The organism is Streptomyces sp. NPDC001406, from assembly GCF_042895285.1.
Lineage (GTDB): Bacteria > Actinomycetota > Actinomycetes > Streptomycetales > Streptomycetaceae > Streptomyces.
Genome location: NZ_JBIAWG010000001.1, coordinates 527,132 through 549,954, shown reverse-complemented (window position 1 = coordinate 549,954; position 22,823 = coordinate 527,132). Strand labels below are relative to the sequence as shown.

14 protein-coding genes are annotated in these 22,823 nt (G+C 71.1%); 3 read left to right on the top strand and 11 right to left on the bottom strand.

Going from position 1 to position 22,823, the window contains the following annotated elements:
- Positions 1 to 33: 33 nt before the first annotated feature.
- The gene (locus tag ACFY1J_RS02400; protein ID WP_390730443.1) at positions 34 to 2,025 is read right to left on the bottom strand and encodes a SpoIIE family protein phosphatase; all 1,992 of its coding nucleotides are present in this window, start codon (positions 2,023 to 2,025) and stop codon (positions 34 to 36) included.
- A gap of 102 nt (positions 2,026 to 2,127) precedes the next feature.
- On the opposite strand from ACFY1J_RS02400, the gene ACFY1J_RS02395 reads away from it, so the two are divergent.
- Positions 2,128 to 6,276, top strand: coding sequence for a HAMP domain-containing protein (locus tag ACFY1J_RS02395; protein ID WP_390730442.1), 4,149 nt, complete (start codon positions 2,128 to 2,130; stop codon positions 6,274 to 6,276).
- Between the two features lie 12 nt (positions 6,277 to 6,288).
- On the top strand, positions 6,289 to 6,879 hold the full coding sequence (locus tag ACFY1J_RS02390; protein ID WP_390706532.1) for a two-component system response regulator: 591 nt from the start codon (positions 6,289 to 6,291) through the stop codon (positions 6,877 to 6,879).
- Between the two features lie 72 nt (positions 6,880 to 6,951).
- On the opposite strand, the gene ACFY1J_RS02385 is transcribed toward ACFY1J_RS02390, so the two are convergent.
- Both ACFY1J_RS02385 and lepA read right to left on the bottom strand, forming a co-directional pair.
- Complete coding sequence (locus ACFY1J_RS02385) at positions 6,952 to 8,826, bottom strand: AMP-dependent synthetase/ligase (protein ID WP_390706533.1); 1,875 nt, start codon at positions 8,824 to 8,826, stop codon at positions 6,952 to 6,954.
- A gap of 271 nt (positions 8,827 to 9,097) precedes the next feature.
- The gene (gene lepA / locus ACFY1J_RS02380) at positions 9,098 to 10,972 is read right to left on the bottom strand and encodes a translation elongation factor 4 (protein WP_390706534.1); all 1,875 of its coding nucleotides are present in this window, start codon (positions 10,970 to 10,972) and stop codon (positions 9,098 to 9,100) included.
- A 221-nt stretch (positions 10,973 to 11,193) separates the two neighbouring features.
- Between lepA and rpsT the strand changes: the two genes are divergently transcribed.
- A complete protein-coding gene (rpsT, locus tag ACFY1J_RS02375; protein WP_382919652.1) occupies positions 11,194 to 11,460 on the top strand; it encodes a 30S ribosomal protein S20 in 267 nt (88 codons plus the stop codon).
- Positions 11,461 to 11,904: 444 nt separating this feature from the next.
- Here rpsT and holA read toward each other — a convergent pair whose 3' ends face one another.
- From holA to leuS, 8 genes are all read right to left on the bottom strand, one after another.
- Positions 11,905 to 12,891, bottom strand: a complete 987-nt coding sequence (holA, locus tag ACFY1J_RS02370) for a DNA polymerase III subunit delta (protein WP_263208616.1) — start codon at positions 12,889 to 12,891, stop codon at positions 11,905 to 11,907.
- 82 nt (positions 12,892 to 12,973) lie between these two features.
- On the bottom strand, positions 12,974 to 13,219 hold the full coding sequence (locus tag ACFY1J_RS02365; protein ID WP_390706535.1) for a hypothetical protein: 246 nt from the start codon (positions 13,217 to 13,219) through the stop codon (positions 12,974 to 12,976).
- A gap of 34 nt (positions 13,220 to 13,253) precedes the next feature.
- A complete protein-coding gene (locus ACFY1J_RS02360; RefSeq protein ID WP_390706536.1) occupies positions 13,254 to 14,093 on the bottom strand; it encodes an arylamine N-acetyltransferase in 840 nt (279 codons plus the stop codon).
- 4 nt (positions 14,094 to 14,097) lie between these two features.
- Positions 14,098 to 16,722 carry a ComEC/Rec2 family competence protein gene (locus ACFY1J_RS02355; RefSeq protein ID WP_390730441.1) on the bottom strand — a complete coding sequence of 875 codons (2,625 nt, stop codon included), beginning with the start codon at positions 16,720 to 16,722 and terminating at the stop codon, positions 14,098 to 14,100.
- Positions 16,719 to 17,891 carry a helix-hairpin-helix domain-containing protein gene (locus ACFY1J_RS02350; RefSeq protein ID WP_390730440.1) on the bottom strand — a complete coding sequence of 391 codons (1,173 nt, stop codon included), beginning with the start codon at positions 17,889 to 17,891 and terminating at the stop codon, positions 16,719 to 16,721. Before ACFY1J_RS02350 ends, ACFY1J_RS02355 begins: the two co-directional genes overlap by 4 nt.
- 106 nt (positions 17,892 to 17,997) lie before the next feature.
- Positions 17,998 to 18,843, bottom strand: a complete 846-nt coding sequence (locus tag ACFY1J_RS02345) for a DegV family protein (protein ID WP_390706556.1) — start codon at positions 18,841 to 18,843, stop codon at positions 17,998 to 18,000.
- A gap of 72 nt (positions 18,844 to 18,915) precedes the next feature.
- On the bottom strand, positions 18,916 to 19,659 hold the full coding sequence (locus tag ACFY1J_RS02340; protein WP_390730439.1) for a hypothetical protein: 744 nt from the start codon (positions 19,657 to 19,659) through the stop codon (positions 18,916 to 18,918).
- A 138-nt stretch (positions 19,660 to 19,797) separates the two neighbouring features.
- Positions 19,798 to 22,683 carry a leucine--tRNA ligase gene (leuS, locus tag ACFY1J_RS02335; protein ID WP_390730438.1) on the bottom strand — a complete coding sequence of 962 codons (2,886 nt, stop codon included), beginning with the start codon at positions 22,681 to 22,683 and terminating at the stop codon, positions 19,798 to 19,800.
- Positions 22,684 to 22,823 lie beyond the last annotated feature (140 nt).

The following is a 22,823-nucleotide window of genomic DNA, read 5'->3' as shown; positions in this document are numbered from 1 at the left end:
GTCCCGTCCGACGGCTGTCCCGTACGACGACGGTCACTCCGCCTGGAGCACCAGCAGCGCCAGATCGTCCTCCGGCGCCCCGCCGCCGAACTCGTGCACCAGACGTCTGATCCGCTCCGCGATCAGCTCGGCGCTCAGCCCCACGCAGCCGGACAGAGCCTGCGCGAGCCCGTCGCCGTCGTCGAACTGGCGCGTGCCGGAGCGTCGCTCGGTCACCCCGTCGGTGACGCACAGCAGGGTGTCGCCGGAGCGCAGCTCGATGGTCTCGCTGGTGTACGTGGCGTCCTCGACGACCCCGAGGAGGGTCTGCGGCTGCGCGGCCGTACGCACCTCCCCGTCCGGCCCGAGATGCAGCGGCAGCGGGTGTCCGGCGGAGGCGAGGGTGCAGCGGACACCGCCGGCGAAGGGGACGAGTTCGCCGTAGAGGAGGGAGAGAAAGCGGGTCTGCGGGCCGTCCCCGGGGGCCATGGGGCGGCCCCCGGCGGCCGCCAGCGCGCGGGCCGCGGCGTCGGCGGCCTCCGTGGCGTCGTCGAGGAGGAGCTGGTTGAGGCGGTCGAGGACGTCGGCGACGCGGTAGCCCTCGCGGGCGAGGAGCCGCAGCCAGGGGCGGGCCAGCCCGATCACGACCGCGGCCTCGGGGCCCTTGCCCTGTACATCGCCGACGGCGAAGCACCAGCGGCCGTCGCTCGCCGGGAACAGGTCGTAGAAGTCGCCGCTCGGGCCGCCCTTGTCGCACGGCTCGTAGACCAGCGCGCTGCGCAGCCCGGGGATCTCGGCGACCGCGCCCGGCAGCAGCCCGCGCTGCAGGACGGCGCTGATGGTGGCCTGGCGGGCGTACTGGCGGGCGGCGCCGATGGCGAGGGCCACCCGGCGGCCGAGGTCCTCGACGAGCCCGGTGATCTCGTCCGGGAAGCGCGGCAGCCCGCACCGCCCGATGACCAGCGTGCCCAGCGGGCGGCCGCCCGCGATCAGCCGGTAGGCGAGCGCCGTGCCGTCGATGCCCCGCGGACCGAGCGCGTCACCGGGCCAGGGGTACGGCTCGGGCCCGGACCGCAGCCCGTCGCGGGGGCGGGGCGGGTCCTTCTCCAGTGCCCGGCGCAGCTCCTCGATGCGGTTCTCGCTGCTGTGCCAGACCCGGGCGAGCCGTGGTCCCGCCGCGCCGGTGCCGTCCGCCCAGCCTCCCCCGCTTCCGGCTCCGCTCCAGCTGGGTGACCCCCAACGCCCGGTCGACTCGTCCTCCAGCCACACCGCGCACCAGTCGGCGAGCCGCGGCACGATCAGCTGTCCGGTGAGCGCGGCGACCAGGGTCTCGTCGAGCTGTCCGGCGAGCAGGTCGGAGGCCTCGGCGAGGAAGGACAGGGCGCCACGGCCGAGCCAGTCCCGGTCCCGCTCGGCCCGCTGCGGCTCGGGCGCCAGGATCTCGGCGACCTTCAGCCCGCGTTCCAGGGCGCGCTCCTCGGCGTACGCCTCGATCTCGTCGGCGGCCGCGCTCCCCTCGGCGGGCAGCCGTGCCCACACCGTCTTGGCGCCGGTGCGATAGCTGACGCCCCAGGACTCGGCGAGGGTGGCGACGAGGCGCAGGCCGCGGCCGTACTCCGGTGTCTCGTACGGCGAGTCGCCTCCGTGCTCGCGGGGCGCGCGTGAGGGGTGGTGGTCGCAGACCTCGATGACGAGCGCCCCGGAGTCGTCCAGCCAGCAGGTGAGTTCGACGTCGGTGCCCGCGTGCACGACGGCGTTGGTGACGAGTTCGCTGACCGCGACCATGGCGTCGTCGGCGAGCCGCTCGGAGCGCACGAGCCCCAGCTCGGTCCACTCGGTGAGGGCCGAGCGCATCAGTCCGCGGGCGGTGCCCGGGGCGAGGGGGCTTCCGGGCAGGATGGTGCGCACCTCTGTACGCTCCTCGGCATCCGTACGCGCCCCGGCATCCGTACGGTCCTCCGGGCTCGTGTGCTCCCCCGCGCTCGGATGCACAGGCGCACCACGGCCACGGGCAATGGTCTCCCGTTGCGTCGGTATGGCCCCCATCTACGGCTCCTGGAGCAGTTCGGACGAATACGCCTCGGTCGATGCGGACAGAGTGACAGACTGACTGCGCCCATAAGCGCCGAGTTACCGAAGTGGGCCGCCATGAGTGAGAACAGTGCTACGCGTGTGCTCGAAGAAGGACAGAAAACGGAACAACTCGGAGCATCCGCACTGCGTCCTCTGCTCGCCGCGATGACCGCACTGCGGGACGGCGACTTCGCCAGGGTGCCGGAGACCGGGCACGGCATCGACGCCGAACTCGCCGCGGTCTTCAACCAGATCGTCGACCGGAGCCTGCACTTCAACTCCGAACTGCGGCGCGTGAAGCGGGAGCTGGCGCGGCACGGCCGGCTCGACGAGCGGCTCTCGGCCAGCCCGGGCCAGGGCTCGTGGACGTCCCGGGTCACTGACGTGAACCAGATACTGGACGCCCTGGTGGCCCCGGTGGCCAATGCCACGCGGGTCCTGGACGCGGTGGCCGGGGGCGATCTGACCCAGCGGGTCGACCTGCACGACGGAACCCGGCAGTTGCGCGGTGACCTGCGGCGGCTCGGCACCGCCGTGAACAAGATGGTCGACCAGCTCTCCCTGTTCACCGGCGAGGTGACCCGGGTGGCCCGCGAGGTCGGCACCGAGGGCCGGCTCGGCGGGCGGGCCAAGGTGCAGGGTCTGTCGGGCAGTTGGCGAGCCGTGACCGAGGCGGTCAACACGATGGCGTCCCGGCTGACCGCCCAGGTCCGCGACATCGCCGTGGTGACCACGGCGGTGGCCCGCGGCGATCTGACCCGTACGGTGACGGTGGAGGCGACCGGTGAGCTGCTGGAGCTGAAGCTCACCGTCAACACGATGGTGGACCAGCTGTCCGCCTTCGCCGACGAGGTCACGCGCGTGGCCCGGGAGGTCGGCACCGAGGGGCAGCTGGGCGGGCGCGCTCAGGTGCGGGGCGTGTCCGGGGTCTGGAAGGACCTCACCGACAACGTCAACTTCATGGCGTCGAACCTGACTTCGCAGGTGCGCAACATCGCCCAGGTGACGACGGCCGTGGCCAACGGCGATCTGAGCCAGAAGATCACGGTCGACGCGAAGGGCGAGATCCTGGAGCTGAAGTCGACCATCAACACGATGGTGGACCAGCTGTCCGCCTTCGCCGACGAGGTCACCCGCGTGGCCCGCGAGGTCGGCACCGAGGGCAACCTCGGCGGGCGCGCTCAGGTGCGGGGCGTCTCCGGGGTCTGGAAGGACCTCACCGACAACGTCAACTTCATGGCGGACAACCTGACTTCGCAGGTCCGCAATATCGCCCTCGTCTCGACGGCCGTGGCCCAGGGCGACCTCGGCAAGAAGATCACGGTGGAGGCGAAGGGCGAGATCCTGGAGCTGAAGTCCACGATCAACACGATGGTGGACCAGCTGTCCGCCTTCGCCGACGAGGTCACCCGCGTGGCCCGCGAGGTCGGCACCGAGGGCAACCTCGGCGGTCAGGCCCAGGTGCGGGGCGCCAGCGGAGTCTGGAAGGACCTCACCGACAACGTCAACTTCATGGCGCTGAACCTGACTTCGCAGGTCCGCAACATCGCCCAGGTGACGACGGCCGTGGCCAACGGCAACCTGTCCAAGAAGATCACGGTAGACGCGCGCGGTGAGATCCTGGAGCTGAAGGACACCGTCAACACGATGGTGGAGCAGCTGCGCGCCTTCGCCGACGAGGTCACGCGCGTGGCCCGCGAGGTCGGCACCGACGGCCGGCTCGGCGGGCGGGCCCAGGTGCTGGGGGTCTCCGGCGTCTGGCGGGATCTGACGGACAACGTCAACTACATGGCGGACAACCTCACTTCACAGGTGCGGAACATCGCCCAGGTGGCGACGGCGGTGGCATCGGGCGACCTGTCGAAGAAGATCGACGTGGACGCGCGCGGCGAGATCCTGGAGCTGAAGACCACCATCAACACGATGGTGGACACGCTGTCCTCCTTCTCCTCCGAGGTGACGCGCGTGGCCCGCGAGGTGGGCAGCGAGGGGCAGCTCGGCGGGCAGGCCCGGGTCGAGGGCGTGTACGGCACCTGGAAGCGCCTGACGACGAACGTGAACGAACTCGCCCTGAACCTGACCACCCAGGTCCGTGCGATCGCCGAGGTCGCCTCCGCCGTGGCGCAGGGCGACATGTCCCGCTCGATCACCGTGGAGGCGCGCGGCGAGGTCGCCGAGCTGAAGGACAACATCAATCTGATGGTGGCCAACCTGCGCGAGACGACCCGCGCGAAGGACTGGCTGGAGTCCAACCTGGCCCGACTCGCGGCCCTGATGCAGGGCCACCGCGACCTGATGGAGGTCGCCGATCTGATCCTGCGCGAGCTGACGCCGCTGGTGAACGCCCAGTACGGCGCGTTCTTCCTGGCCGACCCCGACGAGGACGGTTCCTCACTCCCGACGGCCGTCCCGGCGAAGGGGCTGGCCTTCATCGCCGGCTACGGCTCGGCGCAGGGCGCCACGGTCGAGACGGGCGGCTTCCCGGTGCACGGTCTGGTCCGCCAGGCGGCCCGGGAGAAGAAGCGGATCCTGGTGGAGGAGGCCCCGCCCGACTACATCAAGATCAACAGCGGGCTCGGGGAGGCGGCGCCCACGACGATCGTCATCATCCCGATCCTGTTCGAGGACAAGCTGCTCGGCGTGATCGAGCTGGCCTCCTTCTCCCGCTTCTCCGATGTGCACCTGGCGTTCTTCGACCAGTTCGTGAACACCATCGGCGTCGCCATCAACACGATCATCGCCAACTCCCGCACCGAGTCCCTGCTCGGCGAGTCCCAGCGGCTGGCGATGCAGCTCCAGGAACGCTCGGACGAACTCCAGAAACAGCAGGCGGAGTTGCAGCACTCCAACGCGGAACTGGAGGAGAAGGCGGCCCTGCTGGCCACGTCGTCCCAGTACAAGTCGGAGTTCCTGGCGAACATGTCGCACGAGCTGCGTACGCCGCTCAACTCGCTGCTGATCCTGGCGCGGCTGCTCTCCGACAACCCGGACGGCCATCTCTCCGAGCAGGAGGTGCAGTTCGCGACGACGATCCACCGCTCGGGCTCGGACCTGCTCCAGCTGATCAACGACATCCTGGACCTGTCGAAGATCGAGGCCGGCCGGATGGACGTACGCCCGAAACGGCTGCCGCTCATCAAGCTGCTGGACTATGTCCACGCGACCTTCCGTCCACTGACCCTGGACCGGGGGCTCGCCTTCGAGGTGGCGGTCGGCGAGGACGTGCCGCGGTTGATGTACTCCGACGAGCAGCGCCTCCAGCAGATCCTGCGCAATCTGCTGTCCAACGCAACCAAGTTCACCGCGACGGGCCGGGTGGAGCTGCGGGTGAGCCGGCTGAAGGACCCCGAGCACCACTACGTCCGCGACAGCGACGAGGTGGTCGCCTTCGCGGTCTCCGACACGGGCATCGGGATCGCCGCCGAGAAACTCCCGGTGATCTTCGAGGCGTTCCAGCAGGCCGACGGCACGACCAACCGCAAGTACGGCGGCACCGGCCTGGGCCTGTCCATCAGCAGGGAGATCGCGGGCCTGCTGGGCGGCCGTATCGTCGCGGAGAGCGAGCCGGGCAAGGGCTCCACCTTCACGCTCTACGTCCCGGTCGTGAGCCCCGGTCACAGCGCGACGGGGCCGGTGCCCGAGGACCGTACGACCCTGCCGCTCCCCGCGCAGCCGGCCGCCGAGCCCTTCCCCGCGGCCCACGACACGGAGGACTCCTGGCCCGCGCCCACCAAGCTGGAGGCGTGGAAGACGGGCCGGGCGGGACAGGTGCTGCCCGGCCGGCGCGTGCTGATCGTGGACGACGACATCCGCAACGTGTTCGCGCTCACCCATGTCCTGGGCCGCGTCGGCATGCCGGTGCTCTACGCGGAGAACGGCCGGGAGGGCATCGAGACCCTGGAGCGCAACCCGGACGTCGAGCTGGTCCTGATGGACATCATGATGCCGGAGATGGACGGCTACGAGACCATCTCCTCCATCCGCCGCACCCCGCGCTGGGCCGGGCTGCCGATCGTCGCGCTGACGGCCAAGGCGATGCCCGGAGACCGGGAGAAGTCGATCGCGCGGGGCGCCAACGACTACGTACCCAAGCCGGTGGACGTCGACCGGCTGCTGACCGTCGTGTGCGCGCTCCTGGACCCCGAGAGCACACAGGGCGAGGAGCCGGAGGGGGGCGCCGGTGAACACGACGACGAGCCGGCCGCCGAGGAACGGACCGAGTGAGGCAACGTCACCATGAGCGCTGAGGCAACGACCGGCGAGCGGGCCGGGATCCTCCTCGTGGACGACATGGAGGACAACCTGATCGCGCTGGAGGCCGTCCTGGGCTCCCTCAACCAGCCGCTCGTGCGGGCGCGGTCGGGCGAGGAGGCGATGAAGGCACTGCTGCGCCGGCAGTTCGCCCTGGTCCTCATGGACATCCGGATGCCGGGCATGGACGGCTTCGAGACGGCCGCGAACATCAAGCGGCTCGACCAGACCAAGGACATCCCGATCATCTTCCTGACCGGCGCGGACGACGACGCGGGCTACGCCTTCCGCGGCTACGCCACGGGCGCCGCCGACTACCTGACGAAGCCGTTCGACCCCTGGGTACTGCGCGCCAAGGTCTCCGTGTTCCTGGACCTCCACCGCAAGAACCGCCAACTGGAACACCTGCTCGCCCAGGAACAGTCCCACTGCGCCCAGGTGACCACCCACCTGAACACCCTGGAAAAACTGCTGGCAGCAGACCCGGTGAACCTCCGCGAGGCCCGGACGCAGGTGCAGCGGGTGCAGGAGCTGGTGGAGTCGATCCGGCAACGGGGGCCGGGGCGGGCCCGCTAGACAGCGGGGGCGGGGCCGCCAAAGAGCGGGGGGCGGGGTCCGTCAGGACTCCGCCCCCCGCCGAGGAACCGGTCAGCCCTCGCGCGTTCCCGCGTACATCTCGTCGATCAGGTGCTTGTACTCGCGCTCCACCACCGGGCGCTTGAGCTTGAGGCTCGGGGTGATTTCGCCGTGTTCCACGTCCAGGTCGCGCGGGAGGAGGCGGAACTTCTTGATGGTCTGCCAGCGCTGGAGGCCCTCGTTGAGCTGCTTGACGTAGCTCTCGACCAGCTCGACCGTGGCGGGGGCGGCGACGACCTCGGCGTACGACTTGCCCGCCAGGCCGTTCTCCTTGGCCCAGTCGAGGATGGCGATCTCGTCGAGGGCGATGAGCGCGGTGCAGAAGTTCCGGTCGGCGCCGTGCACCAGGATGTTGGAGACGTACGGGCACACGGCCTTGAACTGGCCCTCGACCTCGGCCGGCGCGATGTACTTGCCGCCGGACGTCTTGATCAGGTCCTTCTTGCGGTCGGTGATGCGCAGATAGCCGTCGGGGGACAGCTCGCCGATGTCGCCGGTGTGGAACCAGCCGTCCGACTCCAGGACCTCGGCGGTCTTCTCCGGCAGCCCGTGGTAGCCCTGCATGATGCCGGGGCCGCGCAGCAGGATCTCGCCGTCGTCCGCGATGCGCACCTCGCAGCCGGGCAGCGGCTTGCCGACCGTGCCGGTGCGGTAGGCCTCGCCGGGGTTGACGAAGGAGGCCGCGGAGGACTCGGTGAGGCCATAGCCCTCCAGGATGTGCACACCGGCGCCGGCGAAGAAGTAGCCGATCTCGGGGGCGAGCGCGGCGGAGCCGGAGACACAGGCCCGCAGCTGGCCGCCGAAGGCCTCGCGCAGCTTGGAGTAGACGAGGGCGTCCGCGACCTTGTGCTTGGCGCCGAGCCCGAAGGGCACGGAGTGCGCACCGGTGTGCCGGAAGTTGTCCTGGCTGACCTTGGCGTACTCGCGGGCGACCCCGGCCGCCCACTGGAAGATCTTGTACTTGGCGGCGCCGCCCGCACGGGCCTTGGCCGCGACGCCGTTGTAGACCTTTTCGAAGATGCGCGGCACGGCCGCCATGTACGTCGGCTGGACCACCGGCAGATTCTCGATGATCTTGTCGACCCGGCCGTCGACCGCGGTGACGTGCCCGACCTCGATCTGGCCGGAGGTGAGCACCTTGCCGAAGACGTGCGCCAGCGGCAGCCACAGGTACTGCACGTCCTCGCTGCCGACCAGCCCGGTCGCGGCGATCGCCTTCGCCATGTACGACCAGTTGTCCTGCGGGAGCCGCACGCCCTTGGGGCGGCCCGTGGTGCCGGAGGTGTAGATGAGGGTGGCGAGCTGGTCCTTCGTGATCGCCGCCACCCGCTCCTTGATCAGCTCGGGGTGCTTCTCCAGATAGGCGGCACCGCGCTGCTCCAGCTCGGCGAGGGTGAGCACCCAGTCGCCGGTCTCGACGCCGGCCGGGTCGATGACGACCACATGGGTCAGCTCGGGCAGCTCACGACGCTTCTCCACGGCCTTGGCGAGCTGGGCCGCGTCCTCCGCGATCAGTACCCGGCTCGCGGAGTCGGAGAGGATGAACGCGGACTCGTCGGCGTTGGTCTGCGGGTAGACGGTCGTGGTGGCCGCACCGGCGCACAGGATGCCGAGGTCGGCGAGGATCCACTCGACGCGGGTCGAGGAGGCGAGCGCGACGCGCTGCTCGGACTGCACGCCCAGCTCGATGAGACCGGCCGCGATCGCGTAGACCCGCTCGGCGGCCTGTCCCCAGCTCAGCGACTTCCAGTCGTCCGGGCCCTGGCCGGACGAGGCCGGCACCGGGTAGCGGTAGGCCTCTGCGTCCGGTGTGGCCGCCACGCGGTCCAGGAACAGCGTCGCCACGGACGGCGGACGGTTCTCGATCAGGGTCTGTGTGTCGCTCACGACATCCTCCGGGGCCCGCGACAGTGCGGCTGGCTCAGTGCGGCTGGGTTAACTCACGGGTGTGGTTTCGCGCCGTTGTTTAACTCGCGAGTAACTATCGAGCAGAGATCAGAGTAAGGCCCGACCGGCCGGTTCGTAAGGGGCGGCGGCCTGTCACTTCCTCCAGAGAGTGACCGCGCGCATGCGAAGGGGCCCGCCGCACTTTGGTGCGACGGGCCCCCCTTGCGCCCCATTTGCCGGGGCGACCGGCGCTTACTGCGGGTAACCGCGATTACTTCTTGCCCTTGGCCGACCCCGCGCTGTCATCGCTGGAGAGCACGGCGATGAAGGCCTCCTGCGGAACCTCCACGGAACCCACCATCTTCATCCGCTTCTTGCCTTCCTTCTGCTTCTCCAGCAGCTTCCGCTTACGGGAGATGTCACCGCCGTAGCACTTGGCGAGGACGTCCTTGCGGATGGCGCGGATGGTCTCGCGGGCGATGACCCGGGAGCCGATGGCGGCCTGGATGGGCACCTCGAAGGCCTGCCGCGGGATGAGTTCGCGCAGCTTGGCGACGAGCCGCACCCCGTACGCATACGCGGCGTCCTTGTGGGTGATCGCCGAGAAGGCGTCCACCTTGTCGCCGTGCAGCAGGATGTCGACCTTGACCAGGCTGGAGGTCTGCTCGCCGGTGGGCTCGTAGTCCAGCGACGCGTAACCCCGCGTCTTCGACTTCAGCTGGTCGAAGAAGTCGAAGACGATCTCGGCGAGCGGGAGGGTGTAGCGGATCTCGACCCGGTCCTCGGAGAGGTAGTCCATGCCGAGGAGGGTGCCGCGCCTGGTCTGGCACAGCTCCATGATCGAGCCGATGAACTCGGTCGGCGCCAGGATCGTGGCCCGCACGACCGGCTCGTACACCTCGCCGATCTTGCCTTCGGGGAATTCGCTCGGGTTGGTGACGATGTGTTCGCTGCCGTCCTCCATCACCACGCGGTAGACCACGTTGGGCGCGGTGGCGATCAGATCGAGCCCGAACTCGCGCTCCAGTCGCTCGCGGATCACATCGAGGTGCAGCAGACCGAGGAAACCGACGCGGAAGCCGAAGCCGAGGGCCGCCGAGGTCTCCGGCTCGTACACCAGCGCGGCGTCGTTGAGCTGCAGCTTGTCCAGGGCCTCGCGCAGCTCGGGGTAGTCGGAGCCGTCCAGCGGATACAGGCCGGAGAAGACCATGGGCTTGGGGTCCTTGTACCCGCCCAGGGCCTCGGTGGCACCCTTGACCTGGCTGGTGACGGTGTCACCGACCTTGGACTGGCGGACGTCCTTCACACCCGTGATCAGATAGCCCACCTCGCCGACGCCGAGGCCGTCGGCCGACAGCATCTCGGGCGAGTTGGTGCCGATCTCCAGCAGCTCGTGCGTGGCGCCCGTGGACATCATCTTGATCCGCTCGCGCTTGTTGAGCTGACCGTCGATGACACGGACGTACGTGACCACGCCCCGGTACGAGTCGTACACGGAGTCGAAGATCATCGCTCGGGCGGGCGCGTCCTTGACCCCGACCGGCGCCGGGATGTCCCGGACCACCCTGTCGAGCAGCGCGTCGACACCGAGACCGGTCTTGGCGGAGACCCGCAGCACGTCGTCGGGGTCGCAGCCGACCAGGTTGGCCAGCTCCTCGGCGAACTTCTCGGGCTGTGCGGCCGGCAGATCGATCTTGTTCAGTACGGGGATGATCGTGAGGTCGTTCTCCATCGCCAGGTAGAGGTTGGCGAGGGTCTGGGCCTCGATCCCCTGGGCGGCGTCAACGAGGAGGACGGTCCCCTCACAGGCCGCGAGCGACCGCGAGACCTCATACGTGAAGTCGACGTGCCCCGGGGTGTCGATCATGTTGAGGATGTGGGTCGTGCCCTGGTCGGGGCCCTCGGTCGGGGCCCAGGGCAGACGCACGGCCTGGGACTTGATCGTGATGCCGCGCTCGCGCTCGATGTCCATCCGGTCGAGGTACTGAGCACGCATCTGCCGCTGCTCGACCACACCGGTCAGCTGGAGCATCCGGTCGGCTAGCGTGGACTTGCCGTGGTCGATGTGCGCGATGATGCAGAAATTGCGGATCAGAGCCGGGTCGGTACGGCTCGGCTCGGGCACATTCTTAGGGGTCGCGGGCACGCAGGGTCCTGTCTCTTGAGGCGCCTTATGCCTCGGGTCGGATCGATACGTAGTCTCCATGGTCCCACGGGCGCGGACCGGAGACCGGTTTGGGCCGCTCGGGGGGCCGCTGGTAGCCTGGGTGGCTGTGCCTCATGCCCTCTCAGCGCGAGGCGCATCTTCAAGAAATCATCGGTGCGGGACCCGTGCGGCCCCGTACCAGAACCTGAAAAGGCTCATTCGTGGCGAACATCAAGTCCCAGATCAAGCGGATCAAGACCAACGAGAAGGCTCGGCTGCGCAACAAGGCTGTCAAGTCCTCCCTGAAGACCGCGATCCGCAAGGCCCGCGAGGCCACTGCCGCGGGTGACGTCGAGAAGGCCACCGAGTACCAGCGCGCTGCCGCGCGTCAGCTCGACAAGGCCGTCTCGAAGGGCGTCATCCACAAGAACCAGGCCGCCAACAAGAAGTCGGCTCTGGCTTCCAAGGTCGCTTCCCTCAAGGGCTGAGTCAACTCCGACTTGACCGCCGGACGGACCCAGAGCGGGCCCTCTCTCATCCGCTCCCGACCGGCAGCCCGAGCTCATACGCGGCCTGCGTTCGCCACGCGGGTATGAGCTCACCAGCTTGATCCGAGGCCCTGCCACCTCGCCCTTCCCCGGGGCGGACGGCGGGGCCTTCGGCATGTCCGGGGTGCCTCCGCCGGGCGGGCTCTCCGGGGCGTTCCCCGGGCGCCCCGGGGTGTCTTTCCTTCAGCATTCGCGGGGTGGGACGGGATCGCTCGCGCGACGTCGACGGGTGGCTCGGGAGTGGGGCAGAGGGGCCGTGCGCCCCGCCGGCGGCATCTCCGGGGCGTCCCCCGGGCTGCGCCTCCGTGAGCGGGCACGGCGAATGGGCCGGAGAGGCACCACGTGCCGAGGTGGCGCGTGCCGAGGCAGTGCGTGCGCCCGCCGTCAGCGTCCCCGGGAGCGGGCCGCCCTCGCGATCGTCACGACCGCCTTCTCCAGCGCGTACTCGGGGTCGTCCCCGCCGCCCTTCACGCCCGCGTCGGCCTCGGCCACCGCTCGCAGCGCGAGCGCGACACCGTCCGGTGTCCACCCGCGCATCTGCTGCCGCACCCGGTCGATCTTCCACGGCGGCATCCCCAGCTCTCGCGCGAGATCGGCGGGCCGGCCACCTCGCGCGGAGGACAGCTTCCCGATCGCCCGCACGCCCTGGGCCAGCGCGCTGGTGATCAGCACCGGCGCGACCCCGGTGGCCAGCGACCACCGCAGCGCCTCCAGCGCCTCCGCCGTACGCCCCTCGACCGCCCGGTCGGCGACCGTGAAGCTGGAGGCCTCGGCACGCCCGGTGTAGTACCGCCCGACGACGGCCTCGTCGATCGTCCCCTCGACGTCCGCGACGAGCTGAGTCACCGCGGACGCCAACTCCCGCAGATCGCTCCCGATCGCGTCGACGAGCGCCTGGCACGCCTCGGGCGTGGCCGACCGGCCGAGCCCGCGGAACTCGCTCCGCACGAAGGCGAGACGGTCCGCCGGCTTGGTCATCTTCGGGCAGGCCACCTCCCGCGCGCCCGCCTTGCGCGCCGCGTCGAGCAGCCCCTTGCCCTTGGCCCCGCCCGCGTGCAGCAGCACGAGGGTGATCTCCTCCGCGGGCGCCCCGAGATACGCCTTCACGTCCTTGACCGTGTCGGCCGACAGGTCCTGCGCATTGCGTACGACCACGACCTTGCGCTCCGCGAAGAGCGACGGGCTGGTCAGCTCGGCGAGCGTGCCGGGCTGCAGCTGGTCCGGGGTCAGGTCACGTACATCCGTGTCGGCGTCGGCGGCCCTGGCGGCGGCCACCACCTCCTGCACGGCACGGTCGAGCAGGAGGTCCTCCTGGCCCACGGCGAGCGTCACCGGGGCGAGAGGGTCGTCATTCGCAGTCTTCCTGGCCATCGGGACAAGCATCCCACGCGCCACTGACAATGGACCCCGCCGCCGGCCCGCGGGGGCCTCCCAGGCCCTGCGGCTCCTCGGCCTACGGCTCCTCGCGCCAGCCGTCCCACTCCCCCGCGAACGCGTTCAGCTCCGCGGGGTCCAGCCGCTCGTCCTCGTCCCGCAGGACCACGAGCCACTGCGCGTCCTCGGCGTCGTCCTCACCGGCCAGCGCATCGCGGACGAGGTGCGGTTCCTCATCGAGTCCGAAGCGCTCCACGAGCGCCTCCACCGCTTCCTCGGCCGCGTCGCGGTCGGGCAGCACCAATACGTGTCTCACATCGCTCACGAAGTCATTCTCCGGCACCCGAACCGTGCCTGAGTCAGTCGTCCCGACTCCGCTTCCGCACGGTCGGCACCGAGTCGAGTTCGATCCCGAACCGCTCCCGGTACACCCCGAGAACCTCCTCGTCCGTGCCCAGTTCACGCACCTCCTTCGTCCCGTCGGCCCCCGTCACCGTCAGCGCGCGCCCGCTGATCGTGATCCTCCCTCCGTCCTCCGTCACCCGCGAACACACCAGCGACCGCGTGAAGTGCGACACCGGCGAGGTGCTGTGCCACCACGCCCCGGCCGCGAAGTCGCCGAGCACCCGGGGCCTGGTCTCCAGGCGGTACTGGAGCTTCCCGTCACGCGTCACGTCCAGGTCCCCGGCACCGGCCACCTCGCCCGCGCCCTCCACCCCCGCGGCATCCGGCCCGGCCGGGGCGATCCGAAAGGTTCCGCCGGGATCGCGCTGCTCCCCGCGCTCCGCGAAGGCCAGCGGACCATGGCTGTGCGCCCCGAATCCCACATCGGCCAGCCACTCGCTCCCGTCCACCGCCCGCACCCGCAGCGCGAGATGGTCGTACGGAATCCCCAGTCGCCCCTCGTCCCCGTACACCCGCCCCGCGAGCAGGACGACGTCGAAGCCCAGCGCGGCGAGCAACGCCCCGAAGGAGCCGTTCAGTTCGTAGCAGAACCCGCCCCTTCGCGCCCCCAGCAGCTTGTCCAGCAGCCGCTTCTCCTCCAGCACGATCTCCTCGCCGAGGTGGATCGACAGGTTCTCGAAGGGCACGGCCCGCAGATGACGCACATGCAGGTCCCGCAGAACCTCGACGGTGGGCCGCTCCGGGCGCTCGGCCCCCAGACGGCGGAGATAGGCATCGACCTGTGCTGTATTCATGCCCTCAGTCTCGCGCCACCCGCAGCCCTCCGTCCGCTCCGCCCGCCCCGACGACCGCAAGCGCCCCGTCCCGGTCCGTACGCAGGACCACCGCCCCTCCGGCACGCAGCGCCGCCACCGTGCCGGGCGCCGGATGGCCGTACGGGTTGTCCGCACCGCACGAGATCAGCGCCACCCGCGGGGCCACCAGACGTATCAGATCCGGATCCTGATAGGCCGAGCCGTGGTGGGCGACCTTGAGCACATCCACACCGGCCAGCTCAGCTGCCGTCGGCGATCTCAACAGCGCCTGCTGGGCCGGGGGTTCGAGGTCCCCCAGGAGGAGCAGCCGCAACCCGGCCGAGCGCACGAGCAGCGCCACGCTCGCGTCGTTGGGGCCGTCGGGACCAGGGACCGCCGGGCTCGGGGGCGGCCACAGCACCTGCCAGGACAGCGCACCGGTGCGCCCCTCCTCCCCCGCGACGGCACTGGTGAGCCGAATGTGCCGCCGCGCCGCCTCCTTCCGTACGAACTCGGCCTGGTCCGCGGGCTCCTCGAAGCCGGTCGTCTCGATCACGCCCACCGAGCGCCCCCTCAGCACACCGGGCAGCCCCGTGACGTGATCCGCGTGGAAGTGGGTCAGCACCACGAGCGGGATGCGGGTGATGCCGAGCTCCCGCAGGCAGTGGTCGACCAGCGCCGGATCGGGTCCGGCGTCCACGACCACCCCGGTGCCCTCCCCCGCCGCCAGCACCGTCGCGTCCCCCTGCCCCACGTCGCACATCGCGAACCGCCAGCCCGGTGGCGGCCAGCCCGTGATCACCCGGGTCAGCGGCGCCGGCCGCACCACCACGAGCAGGAGCAGCGCCCCGCAGACGGCGCACCACCACGGGTGCCGCAGCAGCCGCCGACCGGCGGAGACAAGGAACACCGTGACCACGGCGAGCAACAGCGCCCCCGTCCAACTGCCCGGCCAGTCCACCCCCGCGCCCGGCAGCGCGGACCCGGTCCGGGCCACCTGCGCGATCCATCCGGCAGGCCAACTCGCGCACCAGGCCAGCGCCTTGGCCACCGGTATCGCCACCGGTGCCGACCCGAGCGCCGCGAACCCGAGCACCGTGGCCGGCGCCACCGCCGCCTCGGCGAGCAGATTGCAGGGCACCGCCACCAGGCTCACCCGCGCCGACAGCACGGCGACGACCGGCGCGCACACAGCCTGCGCCGCGGCAGCCGCCGCCAGCGCCTCGGCCAACCGCCCGGGCAGCCGGCGCCGCCGCAGCGCCACGCTCCAACCCGGCGCGAGCACCAGCAGCGAGCCGGTGGCCAGCACCGAGAGCAGGAACCCGTAACTACGGGCCAGCCACGGGTCGTACAGCACCAGCAGCAGGACGGCCGTCGCCAGCGCCGGGACGAGCGATCTGCGGCGTCCCGTCGCCAGGGCGAGCAGCGCCACCGATCCGCAGGCCGCGGCCCGCAGCACGCTCGGGTCCGGTCGGCACACGACGACGAACGCGGTCGTGAGCGCCGCCGCGAGGAGCGCGGTGCTCCGCAGCGAGATGCCGAGGCGCGGGGCGAGCCCGCGGCGCTCCACGCGCTGGGCCAGACCGGGCGGCCCGAGCAGCAACGCGAGCAGGATCGTGAGGTTGCTGCCGGAGACGGCGAGCGTGTGCGCCAGGTCCGTCTCCTTGAACGCCTCGTCCAGCTCGGGCGTGATCCGTGAGGTGTCCCCGACGACCAGCCCCGGAAGCAGCGCACGGGCATCCGCCGACAGCCCGTCGGTGGCCTCGCGCAGCCCCGCCCGCAACCGTCCCGCCAGCCGCTGCGGCCCGCTCGGCCCCGCCACGATCTCCGGCACCTGCCGCGCCGTGACCCGCAGCACGGCCGCGGTCCGGTCCCCGCCCGTCATCACAGGAGCCAGTCGCGCGCTCACCCGCAGCCGGGTCGTGGGCAACAGCCCGAGCCAGGCCGAACGCCCCGAGGGCCGGGCCGAGGCGGCTCGCGCCGCCGGCTCCGGTGCCGGGACATCGCCGTCGACAATCATCAGCACCGGTGTCCGCGTCGCCACGGTCGTCCCGTCCGTCTCCTCGACGCTCCGCACCTCCGCGTGGATCAGGACGGCTACCGGAGCCGCGTGATCCCCTCTCACCCGGGGCCTGCTCAGCCAGGGATCGGAGCCGAGTTCGACCTCGACGGTCACGGCGGCGTACTGCCGGGCCAGCACGGGCACGGGCCCGCGACGCAGATCCGCTCCATGCAGCCCGGCGGAGACGGCGGCCGCGGCGACGCAGAGCAATACGGCGGCCGACGCGGCACGCGGCAGAGGCCCCGCCCAGGCGGACCATGCCCTCGTCGGTGCGCGCAGGGCAGCCGCCCCGTCGTCCGAACGGCGTCGTCCACCTGGTCGTCCGCGTCTTCCTGACGCCAGGACGAGGCACGCTGTGATCAGGCATACGGCCGCGATGGCGGCTGTCCGTGCAGGCGGTGTGTCGAGCGTCAGTGCCGCCGTCGCCCAGGCCGCGAGCGCGGGCGGTACCAGGCGCAGGTCCGTCGGGCCTTCCTGCCGCGGATGCGCGGCGCCCAGCCGTTTTCCGGAGGCGGCGTGCACGTCCGCCCGGCCGGTGGTGACGCCGTCGCCGGACACCTGGCTCATGGCCGCACCAGATTCCGCAGATCGGCGAAGCGGTGGTCGCCGATGCCGTTGACCTGGCGCAATTCGTCGACCGAGCGGAAGCCGCCGTGCTGGGTGCGATAGTCGACGATGTGCTGAGCGAGCACGGGGCCGACACCGGGCAGGGTGTCGAGCTGGTCCGTGGTGGCCGTGTTGAGGGAGATCGGGGCCGAGGGTCCTTGCGCGCCCGCTGTGGAGCCGGCCGGCCCGGAGCCGGTGACGCCGCCTGTGCCGGGCCCCGCGGCCGGTGCGGGACCGCCGACGACGACCTGTTCGCCGTCCACGAGGAAGCGCGCGCGGTTGAGGCCCTCGGTGCTGGTGCCGGGGCGCACTCCGCCCGCCGCCCGCAGCGCGTCGGCCACCCGTGAACCGGCGGGCAGGCGCTGGATCCCCGGGGCGCGGACCTTGCCACTGACGTCCACCACGATGTCCGTCCCGGCGGCACCCGGAGCGCCGCCGCCGGTGCCCCCGGGCCCGGAGCTACCTGCCTGCCCGGTCTGCCCGGCCTGCCCGTTCCCCTCGCTCTTGTCCTCCTTCCGGTACGGCGCCTCCGCCCGTACCACCTGGGGCGCGCTGACGGGCTGGGCACGGCCGGCCCAGAAGTGCTGCACGGCGAACACCGCGGCAACGACGAGGAGCACCGCGAGCGCGACCACGCCCCGCCGTTCCAGGCCGCACCTGGCCTGCAGCCACATCGGCATCCGCTCACGCAGGGCGAGCCCGGCACGCTCCCTCCAGTCCGGCACCACGCGTTCGTCGTCAGCGTCGGAGTCGGTGTCGGTGTCGGTGTCGGTGTCGGTGTCGGTGTCGGACAGGACGGTGCCGTCCTCGTCCGGGCTCACCCTGTGCACCGGGCTCGCCTTTTGCACGGGGCTCAACCCCGGCGCCGTACCCGTCACCCTCACCGTGTCCGCGCACACCCCCCGCCCGGGCGGCGCGTTCCCCGACTCCCGCCACTGCACGGCGTGTTCGCCGAAGAGCAGTGCCGCGCGGCGGCGCAGTTCCTCCGCCGGTGCGGAGCGGTGCCGGGCTCGGGGGCGGGTGTCGTGGCGGGCCGGTGAACGGCGGTGGCGGGTGCGGCCGTCGGAGGCGGGAGCGCGGCCCGGACCGCTGGTCGCGGACGAGATGCGGGTGCGTGATCGAAGTGCCATACGACGAGGATCGGACATCCCGCCGATTCACGATGATCTTGCTCAATTTCCGTGGATCAGCGACCCATTGTGGAAAACTCCGGCACTCGCACGGGTGATGCAGCCGTCATCGCGGGGAGACGACGGCGCCCAGCAGTCCGGGTCCGGTGTGCGCCCCGATCACCGCCCCGACCTCGCTCACATGCAGGTCGGCCAGTCCGGGCACCCGGGTCCGCAGCCGGTCGGCGAGAGCCGACGCCCGGTCGGGGGCGGCGAGATGGTGGACGGCGATGTCGACCTCGGCGGTGCCGGCCCGGTCGGCCACGATCTCCTCCAGCCGGGCGATCGCCTTGGACGCCGTACGCACCTTTTCGAGGAGTTCGATGCGGCCGCCGTCCAGCTGCAGCAGCGGTTTCACGGCGAGCGCGGAGCCCAGCAGGGCCTGGGCGGCGCCGATGCGGCCGCCGCGGCGCAGATAGTCGAGCGTGTCGACGTAGAAGTACGCGGAGGTGCCCGCGGCCCGCTTCTCGGCGGCGGTGACGGCCTCGTCCACGGTGCCGCCCGCCTCGGCCACCTCGGCGGCGGCCAGCGCGCAGAAGCCGAGGGCCATCGCGACCATCCCGGTGTCCACCACGCGCACCGGCACCGGCGCCTCGCGCGCGGCGACGACCGCCGCGTCGTAGGTGCCGGACAGCTCGGCGGAGAGGTGGAGCGAGACGATGCCGCTGGCCCCGGACTCTGCAACCCTGCGGTAGGTCTCCGCGAACACCTGTGGGCCGGGACGGGACGTGGTGACCGGGCGCCGCTTCTGCAGTGCCTGGGCGAGGGAGCGCGTCGAGATCTCGGTGCCCTCTTCGAGCGCCTGGTCGCCAAGGACCACGGTCAGGGGCACCGCGGTGATGCCGTGGCGCTCCATCGTCCGCGGCGGCAGGTAGGCCGTTGAATCGGTGACGATCGCGACATGGCGGGACATGAGCTGGAGGTTACCTGGCGTAGTGGCCGAACGGCAGCCCGGCCCCTCTCACCTGGGCCGGGACCGGCCGGATCAAGTGGTGCTCTCGGGGCGGGGCTTCTTCTGCCAAGGATAGGAAGGGCGTGCGCCGGGCGGGGTGATGGCGGTCCGGGTCGGCTCGTCGGCGGTGCCGGACCCCGGGGTCTCGGGCCAGGTCTGCTGCGCGGTGCGGGCGTCGGCGTCGGCGTCGGCCGGAGCCTCGGGCCACGGAGGGGGCGTGTCCTCGGTGTCCGAGCGGGTCCAGTGCCGCAGCGCGCCGGTCTCGACGTCGATCTGGGTGCTGAGTGCGTCCAGATCGTCGTCGGCGAAGCGCTGGGCCCGGTCGCGGACCGCCCAGCGCAGGGAGTCGGCGGACCGGGTGATGCGCTCGGTGCGCTTGCGCAGCTCGGGCAGCCGGGCCGCGAGCGTGGCCCGGTCCGGCTCGGACTCCATGCGCTTGAGCTCTTCGTCCAGTTCGTGTCCGTGCACGCTCAGCCGCTGGAAGAGGCCCAAGGACTCCCTGAGCGACTCGTCCTCGGCCACGCCCGCGTGCAGCGCGTCCTGGGTGGCGCGCATCGAGGTGCGCAGGGTGAGCCGGAGCTGGGCGATCTCGCCCGCCGGGCCGGTCTGGGTGAAGGACTTGGCGCGCAGGGTGTGGTCCTCGACCGTGCGGCGCGCCTGGGTGATCGTGCGGTCGACGCCTCGCTTGGCGGCGCCGATCGCCTTGACCACCGCGAAGGTACCCAGGACCACGAAGAGCAGGAAGAGCAGGGCGAAGACGGTGAAGAATGCTTCCACGACGCTCCTCCTCAGACCCCTCGCGGCACGCGCCGCGCCGCTCTTCGTGCTTCTCCACGGTAAACGCAGCAGGCAGGTCCGGAGTTCCGGAAGAACCCCGAACCTGCCCGTAGGGGACTACCCCGAGGCGCCGGCCGCTCAGGCCGGGACGATGTTCACCAGCTTCGGCGCCCGCACGATCACCTTGCGGATCCCCGCGCCGCCCAGCGCCCGCACAACGTTCTCGTCGGCCAGCGCCGCCTTCTCCAGCTCCTCGTCGGAGATGGCCGGCGGGACCTCCAGGCGGGCCCTGACCTTGCCCTTGATCTGCACGACGCAGGTCACGGTCTCGTCCACCACGTACCGCGGGTCGGCGACCGGGAAGTCCTGGTGGACGACCGAGTCGGTGTGGCCCAGCCGGCGCCACAGCTCCTCGGCGATGTGCGGAGCCAGCGGCGCGGCCATCAGCACCAGTGCCTCGGCGACCGGGCGCGGCAGGGTGCCGCCCGCCTTGGTCAGGTGGTTGTTCAGCTCGGTGACCTTGGCGATGGCGGTGTTGAAGCGCAGGCCCTCCAGGTCCTGGCGCACGCCGTCGATCGCCTTGTGCAGGGCACGCAGGGTCTCCTCGTCTGGCTCGGCGTCGGAGACGGTGACCTCGCCGGTCGCCTCGTCGACGATGTTGCGCCACAGCCGCTGCAGCAGCCGGAACTGGCCCACCACCGCGCGCGTGTCCCACGGCCGGGAGACGTCCAGCGGGCCCATCGCCATCTCGTACAGGCGCAGCGTGTCGGCGCCGTACTCGGCGGCGATCTCGTCCGGAGTCACCGCGTTCTTCAGGGACTTGCCCATCTTGCCCAGCAGACGGGAGACCTTCTCGCCTTCGTAGTAGTAGGCGCCGTCGCGCTCCTCCACCTCGGCGGCCGGCACCGCGATGCCACGGCTGTCGCGGTAGACATAGGCCTGGATCATGCCCTGGTTGAACAGCTTGTGGAACGGCTCGGCGGAGGAGACGTACCCCAGGTCGTACAGGACCTTGGACCAGAAGCGGGCGTACAGCAGGTGCAGCACGGCGTGCTCGGCACCGCCGACGTACAGGTCGACACCGCCGTGCGGCTGACCCTCGCGCGGGCCCATCCAGTACTGCTCGATCTCGGGGTCGACCAGCTTCTCGCTGTTGTGCGGGTCCAGGTAGCGCAGCTCGTACCAGCACGAACCGGCCCAGTTGGGCATGGTGTTGGTCTCGCGGCGGTACTTCTTCGGTCCGTCGCCCAGGTCCAGGGTGACGTTGACCCAGTCCTCGTTGCGGGACAGCGGGGTCTCGGGCTGGGTGTCGGCGTCGTCCGGGTCGAAGGTGCGCGGCGAGTAGTCCTCGACCTCGGGCAGTTCCAGCGGCAGCATCGACTCGGGCAGCGAGTGGGCGATGCCGTCCTCGTCGTAGACGATGGGGAAGGGCTCGCCCCAGTAGCGCTGGCGGCTGAACAGCCAGTCGCGCAGGCGGAAGTTGACGGTGCCCCGGCCGATGCCCCGGCGCTCCAGCCACTCCGTGATGCGCGCCTTGGCGTCGGCGACGCCCAGGCCGTCCAGCTTGATGTCGTCGTTGGAGGAGTTGATGATCTTCGCGTCGTACGACGAGAAGGCGTCCTCCCACGTGGACGTGTCGGTGCCGCGCCCGTCGGTCGGCTCGACGATGCAGTGGATCGGCAGTTCGAAGGCGCGCGCGAACTCGAAGTCGCGCTGGTCGCCCGCCGGGACTGCCATGATCGCGCCGGTGCCGTAGCCCATCAGCACGTAGTCGGCGATGAAGACGGGGACCTGCTCGCCGTTGACCGGGTTGGTGGCGTACGCGCCGGTGAAGACGCCGGTCTTGTCCTTGGCCTCGGCCTGCCGCTCCACGTCGGACTTGGCGCCGGCCTGTGCGCGGTACGCGGCGACGGCCTCGGCCGGGGTCGCGTGGCCGCCGGTCCACACCGCGTGGGTGCCCTCGGGCCAGGCCTGAGGGGTGAACTTCTCGACCAGCGGGTGCTCGGGGGCCAGCACCATGTAGGTCGCGCCGAACAGGGTGTCCGGGCGCGTGGTGAAGACCGTGATGTGCTCGCCGTCGATCGGGAAGTCGACGCGGGCGCCCTCGGAACGGCCGATCCAGTTGCGCTGCTGCAGCTTGATGGCCTCGGGCCAGTCCAGCTCCTCCAGGTCCGCCAGCAGCCGGTCGGCGTAGGCGGTGATGCGCATGTTCCACTGGCGCAGCTTGGCCTTGAAGACCGGGAAGTTGCCGCGCTCGGAGCGGCCGTCGGCGGTGACCTCCTCGTTGGCCAGCACGGTACCCAGGCCGGGGCACCAGTTGACCGGGGCGTCGGAGGCGTAGGCCAGCCGGTACTCGCCCAGGACGTCGGCGCGCTCGGTGGCGGTCAGCTGGTTCCACGCGCGCCCGTGGTCACCGGGTACGGCGCGCTCGCCGCTCTCGAACTGGGCGATCAGCTCGGAGATCGGGCGGGCCTTGTCCGCCTCGTCGTCGTACCAGGAGTTGAAGATCTGCAGGAAGATCCACTGGGTCCACTTGTAGTAGTCCGGGTCGATCGTCGCGAACGACCGGCGCTTGTCGTGGCCCAGACCCAGCCGGCGCAGCTGGGCCTTCATGTTCTCGATGTTGGCCTCGGTGGACACGCGCGGGTGCGTGCCGGTCTGCACGGCGTACTGCTCAGCGGGCAGGCCGAAGGCGTCGAAGCCCAGGGTGTGCAGGACGTTGTGGCCGGTCATGCGCTGGAAGCGGGCGTAGACATCGGTGGCGATGTAGCCCAGGGGGTGACCGACGTGCAGGCCCGCACCCGAGGGGTACGGGAACATGTCCATGATGAACTTCTTGGGCTTGGCGGCCAGCTCGGGGTCGCCGGCCAGGTCGCCCTTCGGGTTCGGAGCGGCGTAGGTGCCGTCGGTGTCCCAGAAGTCCTGCCAGCGTGCCTCGATCTCGGCCGCCATGGCGGCCGTGTAGCGGTGCGGCGCGGCCTCCGCTGACGTAGCAGCGGCGGCAGCGGGGTTCGTCTCGCTCATGATCCTCAAAGCTCCATCGGTCGTCTCTGCCTGCGGCGTGTCGTCCTAGAAACGAAAAATCCCCTCACGCAGGAGGGGATGCCGCGCCGATGCCGGCCGCCCGGTTCACCCGGCGGTCGGGACTGATCAGCGCGGCCCGC